This window comes from Petrotoga sibirica DSM 13575, from assembly GCF_002924625.1.
GTDB lineage: Bacteria > Thermotogota > Thermotogae > Petrotogales > Petrotogaceae > Petrotoga > Petrotoga sibirica.
Genome location: NZ_JAHC01000010.1, coordinates 35,124 through 56,715 on the forward strand (window position 1 = coordinate 35,124; position 21,592 = coordinate 56,715).

The 21,592-nt window shown below is 33.2% G+C and carries 20 protein-coding genes and 3 pseudogenes; 9 read left to right on the plus strand and 14 right to left on the minus strand.

The features are described 5' to 3' along the window. Nucleotides 1-1,686, minus strand: coding sequence for a protein O-GlcNAcase (locus AA80_RS02710; RefSeq protein ID WP_103876302.1), 1,686 nt, complete (start codon nt 1,684-1,686; stop codon nt 1-3). Nucleotides 1,687-1,932: 246 nt separating this feature from the next. Between AA80_RS02710 and AA80_RS02715 the strand changes: the two genes are divergently transcribed. From AA80_RS02715 to AA80_RS02730, 4 genes are read left to right on the plus strand one after another with little or no spacing between them, the layout of a single operon-like run. Next, nucleotides 1,933-3,195 (plus strand): ABC transporter substrate-binding protein, encoded by a 1,263-nt coding sequence (locus AA80_RS02715; protein ID WP_103876303.1) that lies wholly within the window; start codon nt 1,933-1,935, stop codon nt 3,193-3,195. A 9-nt stretch (nt 3,196-3,204) separates the two neighbouring features. After that, entirely contained in the window at nt 3,205-4,083 is an 879-nt protein-coding gene (locus AA80_RS02720; RefSeq protein ID WP_103876304.1) for a carbohydrate ABC transporter permease, read from the plus strand. Beyond that, nucleotides 4,080-4,910, plus strand: coding sequence for a carbohydrate ABC transporter permease (locus tag AA80_RS02725; RefSeq protein ID WP_103876305.1), 831 nt, complete (start codon nt 4,080-4,082; stop codon nt 4,908-4,910). The genes AA80_RS02720 and AA80_RS02725 overlap by 4 nt, the downstream gene beginning before the upstream one ends. Nucleotides 4,911-4,969: 59 nt before the next feature. Then, a complete protein-coding gene (locus tag AA80_RS02730; protein ID WP_103876306.1) occupies nt 4,970-5,833 on the plus strand; it encodes a BadF/BadG/BcrA/BcrD ATPase family protein in 864 nt (287 codons plus the stop codon). Nucleotides 5,834-5,903: 70 nt separating this feature from the next. Here the strand turns inward: AA80_RS02730 and AA80_RS02735 are convergent, their stop codons facing one another. The 11 genes and pseudogenes from AA80_RS02735 to AA80_RS02770 form a co-directional block, all read right to left on the minus strand. Next, nucleotides 5,904-6,338, minus strand: coding sequence for an NlpC/P60 family protein (locus tag AA80_RS02735; protein ID WP_244903561.1), 435 nt, complete (start codon nt 6,336-6,338; stop codon nt 5,904-5,906). 118 nt (nt 6,339-6,456) lie between these two features. Further along, nucleotides 6,457-6,960 (minus strand): SH3 domain-containing protein, encoded by a 504-nt coding sequence (locus AA80_RS02740; RefSeq protein ID WP_103876308.1) that lies wholly within the window; start codon nt 6,958-6,960, stop codon nt 6,457-6,459. Nucleotides 6,961-7,012: 52 nt separating this feature from the next. After that, complete coding sequence (locus AA80_RS09970; RefSeq protein ID WP_166667795.1) at nt 7,013-7,189, minus strand: hypothetical protein; 177 nt, start codon at nt 7,187-7,189, stop codon at nt 7,013-7,015. A 100-nt stretch (nt 7,190-7,289) separates the two neighbouring features. After that, nucleotides 7,290-7,463 carry a hypothetical protein gene (locus AA80_RS09880; protein WP_166667794.1) on the minus strand — a complete coding sequence of 58 codons (174 nt, stop codon included), beginning with the start codon at nt 7,461-7,463 and terminating at the stop codon, nt 7,290-7,292. 15 nt (nt 7,464-7,478) lie between these two features. Beyond that, complete coding sequence (locus AA80_RS10445; RefSeq protein ID WP_134080052.1) at nt 7,479-7,634, minus strand: hypothetical protein; 156 nt, start codon at nt 7,632-7,634, stop codon at nt 7,479-7,481. Between the two features lie 86 nt (nt 7,635-7,720). Next, a pseudogene (locus AA80_RS02745) lies at nt 7,721-8,575 on the minus strand (type III PLP-dependent enzyme domain-containing protein); the annotation flags it as partial. Between the two features lie 163 nt (nt 8,576-8,738). Beyond that, the gene (locus AA80_RS02750; protein ID WP_103876310.1) at nt 8,739-9,719 is read right to left on the minus strand and encodes an ABC transporter ATP-binding protein; all 981 of its coding nucleotides are present in this window, start codon (nt 9,717-9,719) and stop codon (nt 8,739-8,741) included. After that, the gene (locus AA80_RS02755) at nt 9,700-10,701 is read right to left on the minus strand and encodes an ABC transporter ATP-binding protein (protein ID WP_425014362.1); all 1,002 of its coding nucleotides are present in this window, start codon (nt 10,699-10,701) and stop codon (nt 9,700-9,702) included. The genes AA80_RS02750 and AA80_RS02755 overlap by 20 nt, the downstream gene beginning before the upstream one ends. Further along, nucleotides 10,701-11,786, minus strand: coding sequence for an ABC transporter permease (locus tag AA80_RS02760; RefSeq protein WP_208317042.1), 1,086 nt, complete (start codon nt 11,784-11,786; stop codon nt 10,701-10,703). The genes AA80_RS02755 and AA80_RS02760 overlap by 1 nt, the downstream gene beginning before the upstream one ends. A 38-nt stretch (nt 11,787-11,824) precedes the next feature. Next, nucleotides 11,825-12,793 (minus strand): ABC transporter permease, encoded by a 969-nt coding sequence (locus AA80_RS02765; protein WP_103876312.1) that lies wholly within the window; start codon nt 12,791-12,793, stop codon nt 11,825-11,827. An 89-nt stretch (nt 12,794-12,882) separates the two neighbouring features. After that, nucleotides 12,883-14,622, minus strand: coding sequence for an ABC transporter substrate-binding protein (locus AA80_RS02770; RefSeq protein ID WP_103876313.1), 1,740 nt, complete (start codon nt 14,620-14,622; stop codon nt 12,883-12,885). 286 nt (nt 14,623-14,908) lie between these two features. On the opposite strand from AA80_RS02770, the gene AA80_RS02775 reads away from it, so the two are divergent. Genes AA80_RS02775 through murQ form a run of 3 tightly spaced genes read left to right on the plus strand, consistent with a single transcriptional unit; the run spans nt 14,909 to nt 18,502 of the window. Beyond that, nucleotides 14,909-16,063 carry an exo-beta-N-acetylmuramidase NamZ family protein gene (locus AA80_RS02775; protein WP_103876314.1) on the plus strand — a complete coding sequence of 385 codons (1,155 nt, stop codon included), beginning with the start codon at nt 14,909-14,911 and terminating at the stop codon, nt 16,061-16,063. Beyond that, the gene (gene nagZ, locus AA80_RS02780) at nt 16,051-17,616 is read left to right on the plus strand and encodes a beta-N-acetylhexosaminidase (protein WP_103876315.1); all 1,566 of its coding nucleotides are present in this window, start codon (nt 16,051-16,053) and stop codon (nt 17,614-17,616) included. Before AA80_RS02775 ends, nagZ begins: the two co-directional genes overlap by 13 nt. Then, nucleotides 17,606-18,502: an N-acetylmuramic acid 6-phosphate etherase gene (murQ, locus tag AA80_RS02785; protein ID WP_103876316.1), complete on the plus strand. Its 897-nt coding sequence runs from the start codon at nt 17,606-17,608 to the stop codon at nt 18,500-18,502. The genes nagZ and murQ overlap by 11 nt, the downstream gene beginning before the upstream one ends. 36 nt (nt 18,503-18,538) lie before the next feature. On the opposite strand, the pseudogene AA80_RS10450 reads toward murQ, so the two are convergent. Both AA80_RS10450 and AA80_RS02795 read right to left on the minus strand, forming a co-directional pair. Beyond that, nucleotides 18,539-18,754 (minus strand): annotated as a pseudogene (locus tag AA80_RS10450) (histidinol-phosphatase); the annotation flags it as partial. After that, nucleotides 18,754-18,924 (minus strand): annotated as a pseudogene (locus tag AA80_RS02795) (histidinol-phosphatase); the annotation flags it as partial. The pseudogenes AA80_RS02795 and AA80_RS10450, both read right to left, overlap by 1 nt. A gap of 173 nt (nt 18,925-19,097) precedes the next feature. Between AA80_RS02795 and AA80_RS02800 the strand changes: the two are divergent. Further along, nucleotides 19,098-19,577 (plus strand): GNAT family N-acetyltransferase, encoded by a 480-nt coding sequence (locus AA80_RS02800; protein ID WP_103876318.1) that lies wholly within the window; start codon nt 19,098-19,100, stop codon nt 19,575-19,577. A gap of 276 nt (nt 19,578-19,853) precedes the next feature. Next, nucleotides 19,854-21,584: an ABC transporter substrate-binding protein gene (locus tag AA80_RS02805; protein ID WP_103876319.1), complete on the plus strand. Its 1,731-nt coding sequence runs from the start codon at nt 19,854-19,856 to the stop codon at nt 21,582-21,584. Nucleotides 21,585-21,592: the final 8 nt, after the last annotated feature.

A 21,592-nucleotide genomic window follows, 5' to 3' on the forward strand; every position in this document is an offset into this window, starting at 1 on the left:
TCACTTCCTTTCGAAATCTTCTATAAATCTTTCTAAGATACCATCACAAACCACATAAGAGTCTAATCTATCTACCTCGTTTTTTATATCAACTTTTTCGTTAGAGCTAAGCAAGTTACTAGCGACTCCTGCAAGCTGGGAAAGCTTTTTTAGCCATGGATGTATATCTTCATATAACTTTTTATCTTTTATATATCTTAATTTTCCTTCAAGATTGCTCAATCTCTCTAAGTATTCCTTTAACTCTTTTTTCTTATTCAAGGAATCGTTTCTGAATTCTCTTATAAGACTTTTCAACTTAAATGATGTCTCCCCAAAAATTCTCGATTTTAGAAAATTTTCACTGAATAATTTCATATCTTCAAAAAAGTCTGACCCTATCAAATTAAAAATAGACTTGTTCCATGAACACAAAGGATCGTACGCTTGTGAGTTCCAAAGATAATCTGCTATTGTTTGCAAGGCAAGCATCGATGCATAGGGCTGGTTCATCGGATTTGAGATAACCCCTTTTACTTTTGATATACACAAGTCATTTTCCCTGTTCATTAAAGGGGCTAAGAAAAGTTCGCCTTGATCTGCATCATTTACCGGATAATTATCCCATAAGATCAAATCATGGCCAAACTGTTTTGAAATCTTATCTGCGTTTTTTCTACTTACCCTTTTTGACCATACACCTTTCCCTGTCCAGATTACAGGAATTTCAGGATTTAAGTTTTCTTTCATCGTCCTTCTGTACAACGAATCTTCTTCCTGCCAGTATTCCGTTGGACAAAAATACAAGTTAGTCTCTGAATCTTTCCTTTTTAAAAATTCGTATAACTTATTTGCTACATATGTCTGAGCCAAACCATAATTCCCCTCAAACCTTCTTTCATCTTCCTCGTAATTCAGCTTTTCACGGATATCATCGAAAAGAATAGCAAATTTTTTTACACCTTTACTTAAAATCTCATAGTATTTTTTGCACAATAAATCAAACTCTTTTTGATCACCAAATTTCATGCTAAGTCCAGGACTTACACAAAACACAAAATCGACAAAATTGTCTTTTGAGACTTTTATTAGCTCATCTATTTTTTCTATTTCTTCTTCTGGATAATCCTCGCGCCATTTTTCCCTGTGATATGGATCATCTTTTGGAGCGTACCAATAAGTATTCATTTTATTTCTTCCACAAAAATTTATCATATCCAATCTGTTTTGATGGCTCCATGGTTCTCCATAAAAACCTTCAATTATTCCTCTCATTTTAAAAGAAGGAGAATCTAATATCTCAACTATAGGAAGAAGTTTATTCTCAAAATCAACAAGTTGTCTTAGAGTTTGTAATCCATAGAAAATACCTTTCTTAGATTTAGAAAAGATTTTAACCGTTCTATTTTCTTTTTCAACTTTCATTAAATAGCTTTCTACATCCATAATATCAATACTTAACTCTATATCGTTACTTTTGATAAATTCCTTTAAGTCTTTTTCAGAAGGGGAAATAAAAGTTTCTATTTTTAAGTCGGTACTATCTGAATCTCTTACAAAAACAAAATGGTCAGTTGGAAAAAGCTTAATGAAACTTTCTTCTTCAAAATTTTTGAAAATAGAAAGCTTTGAACTTTCAAAGTGAATATTTGCTCCTTCATAGAATAACTTTTTAGGTTTGGGATTCAATCTAAGAAATAAGTCCATTAAAACTCCTCCTTTTCAATATGAAATAAATACTGTTTTTTTAAATTCTAAAACTTGTTTTAGCGCCCCTTCGCTCCGCTCCCCACCCTTGTTTTATTTCTAAAATATTCTAATATGGGATAAAGTAATTACTTTATTATCAATAAACGTTTTTTGTATTATACCATATTTATTTTTTAAAAAGTTCATCTTTTTCACAGATATGATATAATTAAACAAAACTTATTAAACTAGGGGGTGTGTTTTATGAAAAAATTACTTGTTTTAATGTGTGTTTTGATGGTTGGTTTATTCGTTTTTTCTGAAGAAGTTATAACTTTAAATTTGATTGAAGCCTTTTCAAGCCCCTACAGAACTCCTACCTTAAACAATATAATACAAATGTTCGAGACTTTGAATCCTGGGGTAAAAATCAATGTCATTTCTCCACCTTACGAAACAGCCTATCAAAAGATCAATTTAATGGTAAGTACAGAACAACCACTCGATATCGTAGAGATAGGTGACTGGGATTTAAGTGCTTTAGCTGCTATGGGAAAGTTAGAAGATTTAACTCCTTATATCGACTCTTGGCCTGAAAAAGATGACATGGTCGAAGGGGTTTTAGAAGCTGCTAGCATTTACCAGGGTATCCCCTATTTGTTGCCTCATGGCATTTTTGTAAAAGCACTCTTTTACAGACCAGATATTTTGGCAAGATACGGGATTGAAAGTTATCCAAAAACAATGCCTGAACTGTACGAAATATCAAAGAAATTAACAGAATCGGGCAAAAATCAGTATGGTTTCGCATTTAGAGGCAAGGGTTATCCAACGGCATTTATTGATATTGTTTTAACTTCATTCTTTGATGACATAGATCCAAATAATATGTATTTAACTAAATCCGGTGAAATTATTTTTGAAAACCCACGGGCCGTAGAAGCGTTAAATTTCTATGTCAGTTTGTATAAAGACACAGCTCCAAAAGATTCAATTAATTGGGGATGGGATGAGCAAGTTAATTCGTTTGTTTCGGGTATAACACCACTACTATTTCAAGACCCTGACACAACTGGCATGCTAAACGAAATGCTCCAACCTGGCCAATATAAAACTGCCCCACTTCCTTTAGGAACAAGTGGGAAAGTTTATCCAACCTTTGGATTCGTAGGCTGGGGAATTCCTACATACTCAGAACATAAAGATTTGGCTTGGAAATTCATTAAATTCGTTGCTTCAGCTGAAATAAATGGTTATTGGAGCAAGAGTTATGGTGCTTTACCAGTTTTACAATCAGTCTATACTTACGATCCGTATTTCAGCTCAGATCTTTTTGAAGGTTGGACCAAAATGTTTGACGATCCGGAACATTATCAATTCACAGAATACCCTTTAGATAACGAAAATTGGGGAAAGTGGAATGAATTCCAGGAAAAAACAATGCAACAAGTATTGCTCGGAAAACTTTCCGTAGAAAACTGCTTGAAGCAGTGGACAGATTTTTGGAAAGATACTGGCATTAAATAGGTGGTTTAATTGAAACGAAAAAAATTTATTTTTTTCTTGTTATTGCCCACTTTGTTATTAATATCTTTTATCATTTTATACCCCACTATCAGTGGGGTAATGTTATCTTTTAAAAATTACTCCCTTTATAACTTCCAAAATATTGAATGGATAGGTTTCGAAAATTTTAAAGTCATTTTTTTTTCTGATCCTTTTTATATAAATACTATTTGGAACACCCTGGAATGGGTTTTATTCTCCGTGTTTTTCCAGTTAATCTTGGGTTTTATTCTAGCCCTTTTGATGAAAGAACCTTTTAAAGGTAGAGGTATATATGCAGGACTAGTTTTTTATCCATGGGCAATTTCTGGGTTTGCCATAGGCTTAATTTGGTCATGGTTGTTAAATGGTCAATTCGGGGTTATCAATGATATATTAATAAAAATTGGAATCATTGAAGAAAACATTAGTTTTCTTTCGGACCCTTCGTTAGCAATGTTTTCTGTTATTTTAGTGAATGTCTGGTATGGAATACCTTTTTTTGCCATCATGATTTTAGCAGCATTACAGTCAGTTCCTGATTCTCTTTACGATGCAGCGGAAATCGACGGCGCAGGTTACTTCACAAAGCTTTTTAATATCACTATACCATATATTAAACCCACTCTGATAAATACTATTTTATTGAGAACTATATGGGTTATGAATTTTCCTGATATCATTTACGGCATGACACGTGGTGGGCCTGCTGGAAGCACAGAGATTTTGGCTGTAAAGATGATAAATACCGTTTTTTATGAATCCGACTACAGTAAAGCTGCAGCACATGGTGTGGTTATTATTTCAATTCTTTTCATTTATACTATCATGTACTTAAAATTAACTTCTAAACGGGAGTTTAGCTTATGAAGAAAAAATTTTTCCCTAAAGTTATACGTATAATTTTACTCTCTATGTTTTTTATTTTTGCAATTTTTCCGTTATATTGGATTGTAATAACTTCGTTAAAACCTACACAGGAAATATACTCCTTTCCAATTAAGTATTGGACAAATAATCCCACGCTCTTTGGATACAAAAGATTATTTGAATTCGTGAATTTTAAAAGGTATTTTGTTAACAGTATTTTCGTATCTTTAGGCGCTTCCTTTGCTTCAACAATATTTGCCATGTTAAGTGGGTATATACTTTCAAGAAAAGAATTCAAATGGAAATATTCTATTATATTATTTTTATTTTTTTCTCAGATGATCCCAACTTATTTAATCATGGTTCCACAATATACAATGTTTTCAAATTTAAATTTGATCAACAAACTTATAAGTTTAGTAATAATTTATAGTGGTTTTGGAGCTGCTTTTAGTACAATAATGGCTAAGGGTTTTTTTGATAGAATTCCAAAAAGTATCGAAGAAGCCGCTTTAATTGACGGATGTAATGAAATCCAATCTCTATTTAAAATCACTATTCCCTTAATGTTACCTGGTTTATCGGCTATTCTCAGTTTTTCTTTTGTGAATAACTGGAACGAGCTGTTTACTGCTGTGATGTTTTTAAACACCTCCGACAAATATACCGTACCTGTAGGGCTATATTCTATTGTATCAAAGGCAGGTGTTCAGTGGAATGTGCTAGGTGCGGGGATTGTGATCGCTCTTTTACCAACAATCATAGTATTTGCTATCTCGCAAAAATATATTATTGCAGGGCTTACACAGGGAAGCTTAAAAGATTAATATTGTAAATGATTTTTATAACTTAATTCCATCTTAAAAATTCAAAAGCGGTGATAAAAATGAAATTTTTAGGAATAGACGGCGGTGGTACTCACATAGCTGCCAGTTTGATCAACGAAAGCGGAGATATATTAAAAAAAATTGAGATAGAAACAGGTGTCAATCTCACCTCTGTTGATCAAGAAAGACTGAAAAGAATTATAAGTACAGTTAAAGCAAAAACTACCGAAGTTGATGGAATAGTAGTAAGTTTCTCAGGTGCTGGAACATCCCAAAGAAAAATACAACTATTAGATATTTTTAAGGAAATTTTTGACATCGACAACATCGTCGTATATAACGATGGTGAATCTATTCTTTACTCACTTTTCAAAGGAAGTAGTTTAGCGATTGTTATCGCAGGCACGGGGTCTTTGATCATCGGTATGGATAAAGATCAAAATATGGTAAGAAGCGGTGGTTGGGGGCATCTTTTTGACGATGTAGGAGGAGGTTTTTGGATATCCACAAGAATCATTCAGGAAGCCTTCAGATTCAGAGACAAATTAAGAGAGTTCGATCCTATTTTTAATCTACTTCTAAAATTTTACTCTTGTGAAAATATTGAAGAACTTACCTCTTTACAAGGAAAAAAAGATTTTAAAACAATCATTTCTTCGTTCACCAAAAAAGCTTTAGAAAAGCCAACAAACCTTGTTGAAGAAATAATTAATGAAGGTATTTCTGATTTAACTTTAAGATGTAAAAAGATTTTAGATTCTTTGGGTATTAATGATCTTTATTTGAGTGGAAGTCTTTTTAAGTCTGAATATTACTTACAAAAATTTCAAGAATTTATGTACAATTATTCATTACACCCGTCGAATTTTGATGTAAGTGAACAAATGGCATTATTAGCTAGAAAGTATTTTTTAACCGAATAAAACTTCTTTTCATTATTTTAAAAAATATACCTCACCCAAAAAGATAGAAAGATATAAACTCTGATAATTTTTATATTTTATTAAGACCTTGTGTGATTTTTACAGCCAATGAAAGAGAGTCCAAATAAGTAGTACTCGAATTTAAAGTATAAACAGAAAGAGGCATTATAAATGTACCATGAATATCGAACCCCTCAAAATCTCCATTGGGCTTTTTCTGCTTAAAGCCTGTCCCTTGATGTATTACATAGTATTCATTTCCGAATTTACCTAGATACATCATCACATGACCTTTCATAAAAAGAAGATCCCCAGTTTTTAAACCATCCAATATTATTTTTCTATCCTCTGTTTGCTGAGGAAAAGAAATTTTTTCAGCTGGATTCATGTTTCCTTGATACTTAGTATCTCTTGGTAAATATACTCCAAAACACTTAAATATATCCATTATGAAACGCAAACAATCTCTATTGTAATCACTTCCCCCCCCAGCCATATCTTTCACCAACCATTTTAAAGGCTTGCTTAATTAAATTTTTCTGCGTGAAATCAGAGAAAGAAGCTTTTACTTCTTTTGCTGAGGAAATTGGAAAAATCCCATACTTTTCATTGGTCAATTTTCTTTAAAGAGGGATTTTTACCGGATAACACCCTTCAGGAAATAAGGTGTTCATTTTAAAATAAAATCTATTTGTTTCAACCTCATTTGCTAAAACTAACTTATCCCCCATCTGAAAATGAAATTTACCAATTGTAGGCAACTCCTCAGTACAAACTTTACTTTCCATCAATATTAGAGTTCTTGCTGATTTATTGTAATCAAAAAATGTCTTTTTAGAAACTTCAATTAAATCTTTGGTGTTTATCCACCCTGAATAAAAAGACTTCTGAACAAAATACCAATTCAGTTTAAAACTTCTTCTATAAATTAAAATCGGTTCCCCAGGCGAAAGAGTAGTGAGCCTAGTAATATCATGAAAAGGATAATTTGGTGTTATTCCCAATGGATATTTAAAAGGCAGGGCTTTTAGGGCGCTTCTATCATTTATTAAACCAAAAGATATAAGAATATTCGCCAAAATCCCTTTTTTGAAATCTTGAAAATACGAAAGAAACTCTTTTAACATATCTTTTTTGAATGACCTTATTTTTTCACCATCTTTGAAAAATAAATTTTCTTCAATTATTTTTTTCTAAATTTTCCATTGGCATTACCTTTTCAATTTCATTTATAAAATCATATGCTGTTATTTCATTTTTTGGATTAGAGAAATCGTAATAATAGTTTTCTAAATCAGATTCAACCATCTTCTTATAAAGAAGATGGTTGACTGATTTTATTTCATAATCATCCATCAAAATTTCATCAGCGTTATTTAATCTACCTATCCAAAAATCGGGATCATAAAACCTTTTATCTTTCTAAATGAGTACATATAAATTCATTTACCACTTTTTATCTCCATTTGTTATTTTCGATGTCCCTTTTTATTAAATCATCGTAAATTTCTCTTCTTGTTATCAACTTATATTTCCCATTGTTAACTAAAACAATGGCAGGTTTTAGAAAACCATTATTATTACTTGACATCGAATAAGTATAATCTCCAGTAGATGGGATCGCTAACAAATCTCCAGGTTTTATTTACGGAAGACAAGTCTCTTCAATCAAAATATCTCCTGATTCACAAGCCCTACCAGCTATTGTAACCTTTTCTAAGTTGATTGTATATTTTGGTCGATTTGCAATAAATACCTCATATTTTGCACCATACAATGCAGACCTAATATTATCAGCCATGCCTCCATCAACAACCACATATTTTTTATTTTCTGTTCTCTTGATTGTGCCGACAGTGTGGTTCCAGCTCTAGAAATAATATATCTACCTGGTTCTACTATTATTTTTGGAGAAGGATAATGAAATTTACTTGATAAAAATCTAACTTCTTGAATAACTCCTTTTATAGCATCCTGAATATCTATAGCTTTTTCAAAAGTCGAGTGTGCTACACTAAATCCCCCACCAATATCAATTTCTGGTAAAACAGCCCCTGTTTCTTCTCTTATTTTGTTCAAAAGATCAAAAAAAGTCTTTACTAACTCCACATCAGGTCCTGATTCGTTTATTTGAGAGCCTATATGTGCATGAATACCTTTTATCTCCAAATTTTCAGAATTTTTAATGGATTTAATCAATTTCAAGATTTCATCAAAAGGCATCCCAAACTTGGAATTTTTTTGACCGGTTGAAATATACTCATGAGTGTCTGGAGTAATGTTGGGGATAACCCTAAAGTAAATTTTTGTTTTTTTTCTTAATCTTTTACTGATCTTTTCAATGTTTCTAAATTCATCTTCATTATCAACTATAATGTGACCTACATCATTCTCTAGAACCATGACTAATTCTTCATTAGTCTTACTGTTCCCGTTAAAGAAAATTTTGTTTGCAGGAAAAGAATTATGAAAGGCTATATAAAATTCTCCTCCTGAAACCACTTCTAAAGACACATTCTCACTTTGTAAAATTCCACAAAGCTCTGTATTCAAAAATGCCTTCGATGCATAAGCGATTTCATAATTATTATAATCAACGCTTTCGAAGGCACTTTTTAACTTTTTGATATTCTCTCTTATTTGAACTTCATCCAACACTAACAGAGGAGTTCCAAACTCATTAGCTAAGTGAGTACTTTTTACCCCAGAAATCTCTAAAACACCATCTTTATCTATTAACATACAAAAAACATCTCACTTTTCTGTTATCTACCTGTAAGTATGGAGGTAGCCAATTCTTGCATTTGTCCATAGCAAATTGATAATAATTCATACACCACAGCTTATTGAAGTTTGATTTGTACTCGTCTCGTAATATATACCTTTTTAGCTGGTAAACAAAAAGTCAATCGTATAAATGACAAGCTACTCTATGCCCTTCTCCTAATAATTCTGGCTTTATTTGCTCGCAAATTTTCATTTTATATTTGCATCTTGTACGAAAAGGACAACCAGAAGGCGGATTGACAGGACTTGGAGGTTCCCCTTGTACAGAAACTTTATCTAATTTTCTGTTTTTGGGGTTCCAACTTGGCATGGAATTCATCAAAACTTTGGTATAAGGATGTAGAGGATTTTGAAATAACTCCTCCGAAGTTGCCTCTTCTAAAATATTTCCTAAATACATTACAGATATTTTATCACTTACATGATATATTAAATCTAGGTTATGGGAAATAAAGAGATAAGAAATTTTAAAATCTTTTTGGATTTTTTTTAATACTTCGATTATTTGATTTTGAACAGATACATCTAAAGCAGATGTTGGTTCATCACATACAATTAATTTTGGTCTTAAGGCCAAAGCTCTTGCTATTGCAATCCTTTGCCTTTGCCCTCCACTGAACTCATGAGGATACCTTTTTGTATAAGAAGGACTAAGACCAACTCTTTGTAACAACATTTCAACATATTCATTTTCTTCTTTTTTATTTTTAAATACTTTATGAATTTGCAAAGGTTCTTTTATTATTTCATCTATGGTAAGCCTTGGATCCAGAGACTCATACGGATTCTGAAAAATCATTTGTACATTTTTTCTAAAGGTATCCTTTATAGTCTTATCAATTTTTTTTGTTATATTATACTCATTGCCATTTTCACTATAATAATATAGTTCTCCTCCTGTTGGTTCGTATATCTTTGTAATTATTCTACCCAATGTTGTTTTACCACAACCGGACTCCCCCACAATTCCTAATGTTTTAAATTCCTCCACTTCAATATCAACGTTTTCCAAAGCCTTGACATACCCTTTGACTTTTAAAAATACTCCTCCTCTAATTGGAAAATATTTTTTAATATTTTTAGCTTTTATTATTTTCAAGTTCGTCACCTCTGTTTCCAAACAACCAACAGGAAACTAAGTGCCCTTCATTTACAACAGTTTCCTGTGGTTCACTTTCTCGACAAATCTCCATAGCATATTCACAACGGGGATGAAATCTACAACCAACTGGGAATTGTTGAGGATTTGGAACGGTACCTCGAATATAAGGAAGAGATTTTGCTTTGTATTCTTTTTTAATTTTTGATTTCATTAAGCCAATTGTATAAGGATGTTTTGGATTTTCAAAAATCTCCATGGTACTACCTTTTTCTACTATTTTACCTGCATACATTACATGCACTCTGTCAGCCATTTCAGATATTACTCCAAGGTCATGGGTTATGAAAATTATTGAATTTCCAAATTCTTTTTGAATGGATTTCATCAGATTCAAAACTTGAGCTTGAACAGTAACATCCAAGGCAGTAGTTGGTTCATCAGCAATTAAGATTTTTGGGTTTGTCAAGAGATTTAAAGCAATCATAGCTCTTTGAAGCATTCCTCCACTCATTTCATGGGGGTACTCATCATATCTCTTTTCTGGCTCAGGAATGCCTACCCTCTTCATCATCTCTATACCTTGAATTCTACTTTCTTGTTTTGATAGTTTTAAATGCGTTTTACATACTTCAGACATTTGTTCCCCTATGGTAAATAAAGGATCAAAGGAAGCCATTGGTTCTTGGAAAATCATTCCTATTTCTTTTCCTCTCAATTTCCTAATATTTACTTCTTCCGCTTGTAATATATTCCATCCATTGTACAGAATTTTCCCTGACAAAATCGTAGATTTAGCATTCAATAATTTCATAATTGCAAGGTTGGTTACCGTTTTTCCACATCCGGATTCTCCAACTAAGCCTAAAGTCTCTTTCTCTTTCAATACAAAGCTAATATCATCAACGGCTTTAGAAATACCTTCAAAAGTTTTAAAGTATATCTTCAAATGTTCCACTTGTAAAATATTGTTTGTTTTGATCACGCTCTTTCGCCTACCTTATAAGGATCTACAGCGTCTCTCATAGATTCTCCAACGAAATTAAAGGAAAGTACAGCAATGACGATAAAAATCCCTGGTATTAAGAGCCAAGGGTAAGAAGAAAGAGCAGAAAGAGATTGGGCTTGACCAAGTAACAAACCCCAACTTGTCATTGGTTCTTTGACTCCTAAACCCAAAAAACTCATGGAACTTTCTCCTAGGATCATTCCGGGAATGGATAAGGTAGAAACAACTATTAAATAAGACATTGTATTTGGAATTAAGTGCTTAATAACTATCCTAAAGCCTGATGCTCCCATGGTTTGAGATGCCAAGATAAACTCTTTCTCCCTTAAACTTAAGACCATCCCCCTAACTACCCTTGCAACCCCCATCCATCCAATAAATGACAAAACCAATACTATACCAAAATAAATCATCGTACTTGGCCACTCAGGTGGCAAAATCATTGCAAGCGCCAACCATAAAGGAATTCTTGGGAAGGATCTCAGTAATTCAGTAAATCTTTGAATAATTACATCGATCCAACCCCCATAGTACCCAGATATAGCACCTAAAATTGCACCTATTAGCACACTTATAAAAGTTCCTACAAGTCCTATTGTCATGGACACTCTAGAGCCATATATAATCCTAGAAAATAAATCTCTTCCAAATTTATCAGCACCAAACAAAAATAACATAGCGTTTGAATCTTTTGGAATACCAAAAAGATGGATATCACTTTCTATTATGCCCCAAAATTTGTAAGTATCTCCTTTCACAAAAAATTTTATTGGAATTATTTCACTTTTATCCTCTACATATTTCAATTGGAGAGTAACCGCATCTCTTTCTTTCTTCAAAGGATGTATATAAGGTCCAACAAATTTATCTTCATAAAACCACCTTATCTTAGTTGGAGGTGCATATGTGTAACTACTGTTCGAAGTAGTGTAAGAATAGGGAGCTATAAATTCAGCAAATAAAGTAAATATATATAAAATAATAAGAATTATTAAACCTATTATACCTAATTTATTTTTAAAAAAAGCATTTACAATTCTTTTGGTTTGATCCTTCAAAAAAAGCACCTGCCTTCTCTTGGTTATAAAGTTATACATTAGCTAATTCTTATACGCGGATCCAGCATAGCAAGGGCAATATCTGCTATCAAATTCCCAATTTGCGTCATAAAAGCGATAAACATTAAAAAAGTCATAACTAAATATTGATCATGATTTAATAACGCATTATAAAAAAATGGTCCCATCGTAGGTAAATTTAAAACTATTGCGGTAATTATTGTTCCACTAAAAATATCAGGTAATTGCATTCCAGCCATACTCACCAAAGGATTTACAGCATTTTTTATTATATGATGTCTTACGTCTTTTTCTTCTAAACCACGAGCTTTCAAAGAAGTAACAAATGGGGCATTAATGAAATCCAACATGTTACCTCTCATGACTCTCATTAAACCAGCTAGACCTGCAGTACCTACTACTACTACAGGGAGCCAAATATGTTTCAAAAGATCCATTATTTTTGCCCAACTCCATGGAGCTCCTATAAATTCAGGGGAAAACAATCCTCCAACTGATGTTGCGCCCATTTGCAAAGCTAGCCACATCAAAACTAATGCTAGAAAAAAGTTTGGAATTGAAATTCCAATAAAGCCTAAAAAGGTAAGGGTGTAATCTCCAGCAGAATATTGATGTAAAGAAGTGTATATGCCAGCAGGGACTGCTATAATCCACTGAAATATAATGGTAAGAAGGGCAATAGATACTGTCCATCCCATTCTTTCCCAAATTAACTCCCCAACGGGTCTTTTATAAGCAAAAGAATAACCAAAATCACCTTTAGTTATAATTCCTTTAATCCACATCCAGTAACGCTGAGGAGCAGGTTTATCAAGTCCTAAGGATTTTTGCAATTGAATTACTTGCTCAGGAGATACACGAGGATTGTTAAGATACTGAGTTGCAAAATCACCAGGTTGTAGCTCAGTAATAACAAAACAAATTACCGAAATAAAGAACATCATTGGTATCATAATTAATAATCTTCTAATAATAAAAGTTTTCATTATTAAATCCTCCAAAGAACTTTAATCTTTTCGACTCCCAAATCTCAAAAGAGAGAGGAAGAACCCTTCCTCTCTCTTTAAAATAGCCACTATTTTTTAAATATAGTTTCATTCAGATAGACGATAACTCCTTCTTCATTAACAAAAAAGTTTGAGAGATCTGATTGTTTGGCTGATAATTCCATACCTTTACAAACATATATGAATGGTACATAGTAAGCATAAAGAGCTTGCCAGTCATCATAGTAGATTTTTCTTAGTTTCTGATCCATAGTTATCTGAGCCTTCTCGAAGTCTTCAAAAATCCTTAATTCCCACTCTAACATTTCTTCAAATATAGGTTCACTAGTTTCTTTATTCATGGTTGAAAGGTGGTTGTAATATAAATGATTTCCGGGTTGCCATATTGCCTTTCTTAATTGTGGATCGGGTTGATTTCCAAAAGCTCCTATGGCAGCTTCATAATCTCCAGATAAGGTACTTTGTGAAACCAATGTTCGATCTAATATCTGAAGATGAACTTTTACCCCAATTTTTTCCAAATCCTGGGAGAAGATGTAAGCAATATCTTGATGTTCTTGAACGTTTGAAGAAGTTAAAACAAATTCAAATCTCTCACCAGTGGGTAAATCTCTCCATCCATCATTATTTCTGTCTTTTATGCCAATCGAATCAAGCATTTGCTCAGCCATTTTTAAATCATATGATCTTCTAATACCTTCAATATTGGGATTGTAAAAAGCTTTGTTACTAGGAAGAACAGGTGTCCCACCATAAACTGCTAATGTATTATATACTTCTTCTATTATTCTATCTCTATCAAGGGCATATTCCATAGCAAACCTGAATCTTTCATTTCTAAATATATCTTTTAATTCTGGAACTTTGGTATCAAAATTAAAGGTAATGTGTACAGGACTAGGTGTTGGCTTTACTGGTTCTCCTTTAAAAACCTTTATCTTCCCTTTAGATAATTCTTCTTGCTTTAAATAAGGATAATCTTTCGGGGATACTGACATATAATCGATTTGACCGGCTAAAAATTGGGCAGTTGCAACTTCATTATCTTGAATCACTAAATAAACCAACTCATCCACGTACGGCAGCTTGTTCCCCCACTTGTCTACTTTCCAATAGTATGGGTTTTTTTCTAAAACAACTTTTTGATCCGTTACATATTCTTTTAAAACGAAAGGCCCAGTCCCTACTATTTCCTGCGGAGGTGTATTAGTTAACCACAAACGATTAACAGAGCCCAAATCGTTTTTGTCAATCTTTGATTCTAATTTATGTTTAGGATAAATGTAAGCATGACTCAAAACATTAAAAAAAGCTCCATAAGGTTCTGGAAGATATGCTTTTACAGTTTTATCGTTCACCTTTTCCCATCTGACAAGTTCTCCTCCGATAGTAAATCTTGCTATTTCATTCCCTTCAGCGAATCTATTCATAATGAAATAATCCATACTAAATATTACATCGTCTGCAGTAAAAGGAACTCCATCGGACCATTTGATATCCCTTAAATGAAACAAGACTTCTTTTCCATCTTCTGAAATTTCCCAAGATTCAGCCAAAGCCGGTTCTATAATAAAGGTTGTAGCATTGAGATCAACTAATCCTCTCAAAAATTGGGCAGCAATTGTATATGCCGCATTATCCAAAGTACCATAATAATTGAAGGATTGAGGGGCACTTGATAGTCTTATGGTTAAAGTTCCCCCAAGCTTTGGCTTTTCTGGTGTAAACATCTCATCCACAACAAAATCAGAAGCACATACTCCTATACTTACCAAACTCAATACTAACAATACCAACAACATTTTCATACCAAATAACCTCCTTTAAATGATTTGAGGGTACAAGGAATATCGCTAATGTAAAACGATTTAATTTGTATTAAAGTAATGACTTTTATTTGATAAACTTTTACTTTCTAATTATACTACTATATTTTTTCTTTTGCAAATTAGAAATAATGAGCTATAGCCCTATAATCCAAAATAATTACCAATAATTGGGAATAATCACCCTTAATTAAGAAAAATAAAATTGACATATTGTTATGACTTAATATACAATATATATAATCAAAAAAGTGGAGGAGACTTTAAAATGATTCTTCAAGGTTTGGATATAATGGAAAAAGATGGATTCACAAAATTCAAAAACAAAAAAGTTGGTTTGGTAATAAATTATTCCTTTGTTAACAAAAATATGGAAGATGGTATAGAAATAATGTTGAAAAATGGAGTAGATATAAGAAAAATATTTACACCTGAACATGGAATATATGGTCTTGCTGATGGAGTTGAATACCCAGATCAGATTCATCCTGTATATAATATACCAATCATTAGCCTGTATGGAAAGCACAAAAAGCCCACGCAAGAAATGTTAGAAGATATTGACGTATTAGTGTATGATATTCAAGATGTAGGCTTAAGATTTTATACTTTTATATACACTTTAGCAAATACACTGATTTCCGCCCAAGAAAATAGTAAAAAAGTCATCATATTAGACAGAATAAATCCTTTAGGGAGAATTGTTTTTGGTTCACGAATAAAAAAAGAATATTCAACTTTTGTTGGTGGATATGAGCTCCCTTTAAGATACGGCTTGACACCAGGTGAATTGGCAAAGTATTACAAAAAATATCTTGGCCTTGATTTAGATCTTGAAATCATTCCTCTTGAAGGATGGAAAGGAGAATCATTTGAAAACACTAAATTGAGGTGGAATATACCTTCGCCAGCCCTTCCAACATTTGATTGTACCTTGGCTTACAGTGGAACTTGTCTCATAGAGGGGACTAATGTAAGTGAAGGAAGAGGAACTCCTAAACCTTTCTGCATCATAGGATCCCCCTGGACAGATGAAAACATTCTATACAAATTCATAAAAGAAAAATTCCCCAATTTAATTTTAAGAAAAAGGTATTTTATACCAAATTCTTCTAAATACCAAGGTGAATTGTGCAAGGGTATAGAATTTTTCCCTGAGATTAAAGATAATTTTACTATTGTTGCCGTAGAGATTATACGTCACTTAATTCAACAAAGAGGAGAATTTGCGTTCAGAAAATACATAGATAGAGGAAGTCAAACACAGAGAGATCATATAGAAAATTTGTTGGGAGAGGATAGAAAAATTTTCTTTGAGAACGATGATACTTATTTAGCTGAATGGTACAAGAACTCTCAAGAGTTCATTGATTTTTGTGAAGATATACTATTATATGGAGGATTAAGACTATGGAAAATTTAGAGAAGGCTTTGGGGAAATTATTCTTAATAGGGATTCAAGGCACCTCTTTAAATAGCGAAAATATGAAGGCTTTAAAGTCAATTTTGCCTGGTGCCATCATTTTCTTTTCACGAAACATTGAAGATAAATATCAACTTAGCAAGTTTATCGAAGATATAAAAAATTTTTTAGATTACGAACCCTTATTTTGCATCGATCAAGAAGGAGGAACGGTAACCAGGTTAAAAAAAGGATTTACTATTGTACCAAGCGCTATGGGGGTAACTGCAACCAGCGAACCAGAGAACGCTTACATTTCTGCAAATTTGCTTGCGAAAGAAATGTCGTCAGTTGGAATTGATTGGAACCTTGCTCCCGTTGTTGATATAAACAATAACCCAAAGAATTCCGTAATTGGAATTAGAAGCTTTTCTGATGATAAAAATGTGGTACTAAAATTTGCCCGTGAATATGTGAAAGGATTGCATGACGGAGGTGTACTTTCTTGCCTAAAACATTTCCCTGGTATTGGGAACGTCAACACCGATCCTCATTTAGATCTTCCCCAGGGTGAATCAAGCAAAGACGATCTTCTTTCAACGGAGCTATTCCCATTTTTAAATATTGATTCCCCTTCATGGATGCCTACTCATGTGTACCTTCCAAAGATACAAAAGAAAAAGGAACCTGCATCTTTATCAGAAGATATTTTAACAAACCTGGTAAGAGAAGAACTAAAATATAAAGGAGTTTTAATTGCCGATGATTTTGAAATGGGAGGAGTAGCAAACTTTTATACAGCTCAAGAGGCCGTAATAAAATCACTTAGTTCAGGAATGAACATAGTTAGTATCTGTCATTCTTTTGAGAAACAATCAAAAGCCAAAAACGCTGTATTAAGTAAGTATAAAAATGATGATAATTTTAAAAAGAAGATAAATTTATCACTAGAGAGAATCCACTCTCTAATGAAAATTTCAGCAGATCTGAAAGAGAAAAACAATAATAAAATATCTTTAGAAGAAGTCGGCAAAAAAGAACATATTAAATTAGCTCAAAATATTGTTGATAAATCTATCACTGTTCTTAATATGTCTCATGACACAAGATTTTTACCTTTAAAAAACGTTGATGAAATTTATTACTTTGCCAAAGAGTTGTCATCTTACGGAATTGAGGACAAAAGAACTCAAATTTCTTATATTATTGAGCCTATATCAAAAGAACTCAAAACCAAAGTAAACATCTTAGAAACAGGTAAAATAATCGACCATGAGGTAAGGGAAGAAATAATTCAAAATTCTAAAAACAAAAATATCTTGGTGCTAAGTGAAAATGCATATTTGCATTCAGAATTGGTTGAGCTAATAAGCAAAATGTCCCAAAAAACAAAAAAACTAATCTTAGTTGCTTTAAGAAATCCATATGACGTATTTATTCCCAAAGTAGAGTACGGAATTTGCACATACGGTTTTAATGAAAATATTCAAACTTCTTTACTTAAAATTCTAAAAGGAAAAATAAACCCAACTGGGAACTTACCAATTAAATGGAGGCCAAAATATGCTAGATAACCTGGAAACAGAAAAAAGCAACCCTAAGACTCAGAATTTAGATGGGATGGACATATATGAAATACTACGAATAATTAATCAAGAGGATTCCACAATAGCGTTATCCATCACCGAAAATTTAGAGAATATCAAAGATGTGGTTGTTAACTGTATTTCAGCAATTAAGAATCACGGAAGAATCATATATGTTGGTGCAGGAACGAGTGGTAGAGTAGCTGTTGTAGATGCGGTAGAAACAGTTCCAACTTTTGGTATAGATTCAGGAATCTTTCTTCCCTTAATCGCGGGAGGAGAAAAAGCCTTCTTTGAAGCTACAGAACATGTTGAAGATTACGAAGAAGGTGGAAAAAAAGACTTAGAAAAAAATAAAGTCCGTTCCGAAGATTATGTAATAGGAATAACTGCCAGCGGGCGAACACCTTATGTAAAAGGTGCTTTATCCAAGGCAAAAGAAAAAGGATGCAAAACGGCTTTAATTTGTAACGTAAAAAATCCTGAATTGATGGAAATCTCAGACATTGTAGTTTCTTTGAGAACAGGTCCAGAAGTTATTTCAGGTAGTACAAGAATGAAAGCTGGCACAGCCCAAAAAATGGTTTTAAATATGATAAGCACTGTCACTATGATAAAACTTGGAAAGACTTTCAAAAACTATATGGTGGACGTAAAAATCATGAATCAAAAATTAGAAGAAAGAGCAGTAAGAATAATTTCTGAGGTAACTGGGTTGGACAAAAAAACCTGTAAAGAGTATTTAATCAAGGCTGATATGAAACCCAAATTGGCGATATTGATGATTTTATCTGGAAAAGACAAAGAATTTTGTATCGAAGCTCTAAAGAAAAACGAAGTATTAAGTGAAGCGTTGAAAACATTAAAGAATTAAACTCATACGAAAATCCCCAAATTCGGGGATTTTTTATCAAAATATATTACACTTTTGTTTGAAGATCTCAAACACTTGATCGACCTCATAGGTATTTATCACATCTTTCGCTTCAAGCCAACTTTTAAGTCCAATACCCACTCCACATTTTACGTCTTGTAGTCCTTTCACTCTATGAGCGTCCGGGTATATAGAAAATTTAACCCCTTTTTCTTTAGCATGTTTAACCTATCTCCAATCTATATTTAATCTTTAACCTCTTTTAGTTTGTTATTCCTGACTAATACTTCTATATCTTCATCAAGAGTTTCTAAAGCACGTGCCGCATTATAATATGCTCTGATTTTAAAAGGGTTTCCTCCTTTTAATCCCAGTAAAAGACTTATTTCATTGAGAATATCGCTAACTGTTTTTTTATCCAATTTACTTTAGCTTCCCTTCCCTCAGCATCCCACCCAGATAGGATTGGGTAGGGCTGGGAAAGTAGCTACTCTCATCAATATTATATCATTCTTAACGTCCATTTTAAAACTATTATTCTGATGATATAATCGTTTAAATTTAGTAACTCAAATAAATTAAGGGGAGTGAAAAAATGGCAGATATGCTGGTGAAACTTTATGATTTGAATTACGATGAAAAGGTATTTACTGAATTAAAAGATTCAAAACTAACAGTACGGAGAGCAAAAGCACCAGAAAAGTTTATTGTTTTAAATTGGATAAAAAAAGAATTCGGTGATCACTGGGCAAGTGAATGTGATGTATCTTTTTCTAACAAACCTATCAGTTGTTTCATAGCTTTAGACGAAGATAAAAACAAAATTATTGGTTTTTCTTGTTTCGATGCTACATGTAAAAATTTTTTTGGTCCAATGGGAGTAGACAAAAATTACCGAGGAAAAGATATTGGTAAAGCCTTGCTTTTAATAGCTCTAAAGAGCATGGAAGAAAGTGGTTATGCATATGCCATAATTGGAGGAGTTGGTCCTGCTAAATTTTATGAAAAAGTAGCGAACGCTACATTAATAGAAAATTCTGAACCAGGATTTTATAAGGGCATGTTGAAAAGTTAAGAAAAACTACAAAAATCAAAGTTTTTATTAAATAAATTAAAATATTTCCTCCTAATCGCTTCTCATTACCCATAATCAGATTTGCGATGTAACATGTTTCAGGGTAGTATTGTATTGAGTTCCAAAAAAACTAGTTATTTTCAATCCTACGAGCACCTGCCACCTTATGGAAATTAAGCTGGGATGTTAAAGGGAGATAGGGGAATTTAGTATTATTTTTTTCTTGGAAAGGCCTTTCCTTGATAGTGTAACAAAAATATTGGAGGTGAAAAGAGTATGAAAAAAGTGTTTGTTGTGTTTCTTTTATTGGCAAGTTTGGTTATGGGAAGCGCATTATTCGCTCAAGTAACCCAAATCCCAAGAGAAGAAGCCGTGTATGTTGCAGGTTTTCAGTGGGGACCACCAACAACTGATAATCCACTTGCAGGTTCCCCAATGACGTTCGTTTCTGATCCTAGACAGCATATTTGGATATATGAAACTTTATTCACATGGGATGCTCTCAACGGAAAGTATGTTCCTATTTTGGGAGAATCCTATAGATGGCTTGATGATCTAAGATTAGAGGTAAAAGTAAATCCAAAAGCGTATTTCCACGACGGAGAACCAGTTACGGCAGATGATGTTGTATATTCCTACAAATTAGGCCAAAAATATCCTCTAGGTCTACAGATTTGGGAATGGTTGAAAGATGTTTACAAGGTAGATAACCACACTGTAATCTTCGAGATGAAGCCAGACAATCCAAACAGATTGATGGTAGAAGATGCAATTGGAGCTACCTTTATTCTTCCAGAACACATTTGGTCTAAGGTTGAAGCAGAAAATAATTATGATTTGACCAAAATCAGACAGTTTAGAAATGAAAATCCTGTAGGCTCTGGTCCATACAAAGTTTTTTATGAAAGTCCAGAAACCATAATCTTAAAAAGAGTAGATAATTATTGGGGAAACGAAGCTTTACACGGTGGGAAAAAACCCGCTGCCAAATATATAGTTCATCCTATTTTCAAAAGTAACGACGAAGGTAGTTTGGCTTTTGAAAACGGAGAAGTAGACGTTTCTCAGCAGTTTACTCCAAGAATATGGGAAATGTGGGAAAAGAAAGGACTTCCAATTGGTACATGGTATGACGAGATTCCTTACCATATGCCTGCAACAATGCCTTCGTTGTGGTTTAACGTGAACAAATATCCTCTCAGTTTGCCTGAAGTTAGAAAAGCCATTGCATATTCTGTAAATTACGCAAGAATTTCAGAACTTGCTATGTCTAATTATTCTCCTAAGGTTCAAGCCAGTCTTATACTGCCCTATGGTGGAGAAGCAAAATACTTCGATGAAAACTTGGTAAAGCAATACGGTTGGGAATACAATCCAAAAGAAGCTGTTAGAATATTAGAAGAAGATTTAGGAGCAACAAAAGGTAAAGATGGAATATACGTTCTTCCCGATGGAACAAGATTAGGCCCCTTTAGCGTAGAATGCCCGTACGGTTGGACAGACTGGAATGCTTCTTTACAAATCGTGGCACAAGGGGCAAGAGCAGTAGGTATAGACATCCAAACATCTTTCCCTGATGCACCTATAGCCTATGATAACAGACAAACAGGTAACTTCGATATGACGATGTGGGCACCTTCACAACCTGGACCTGCTCAACCCTGGTTGAGATTCCAAATAGCACTTTATTCAAAAGGTGTTCCCGAAGTTGGACAAATTGCATACAGTAACTACGGAAGATATAAAAATGAATGGGCTGATCAGCTCATCGATATGATACCAAAAGTAACCGACGAAAAAGAATTAAAGAACCTCTATACAGAGCTAGATCAAATATACAGAGAAGATATACCAATGTTCCCATTAATGTATAGACCTCAGACATTTTACGAATACAATGAAACTTATTGGACAGGTTGGGCAAACGCAAAGAATCCTTACGCACCCCCGATGCCTTTGGTAGGTGCAGGGATGGAAATGTTGTGGCATTTAGAACCTGCTAAATAAAGTTTTTA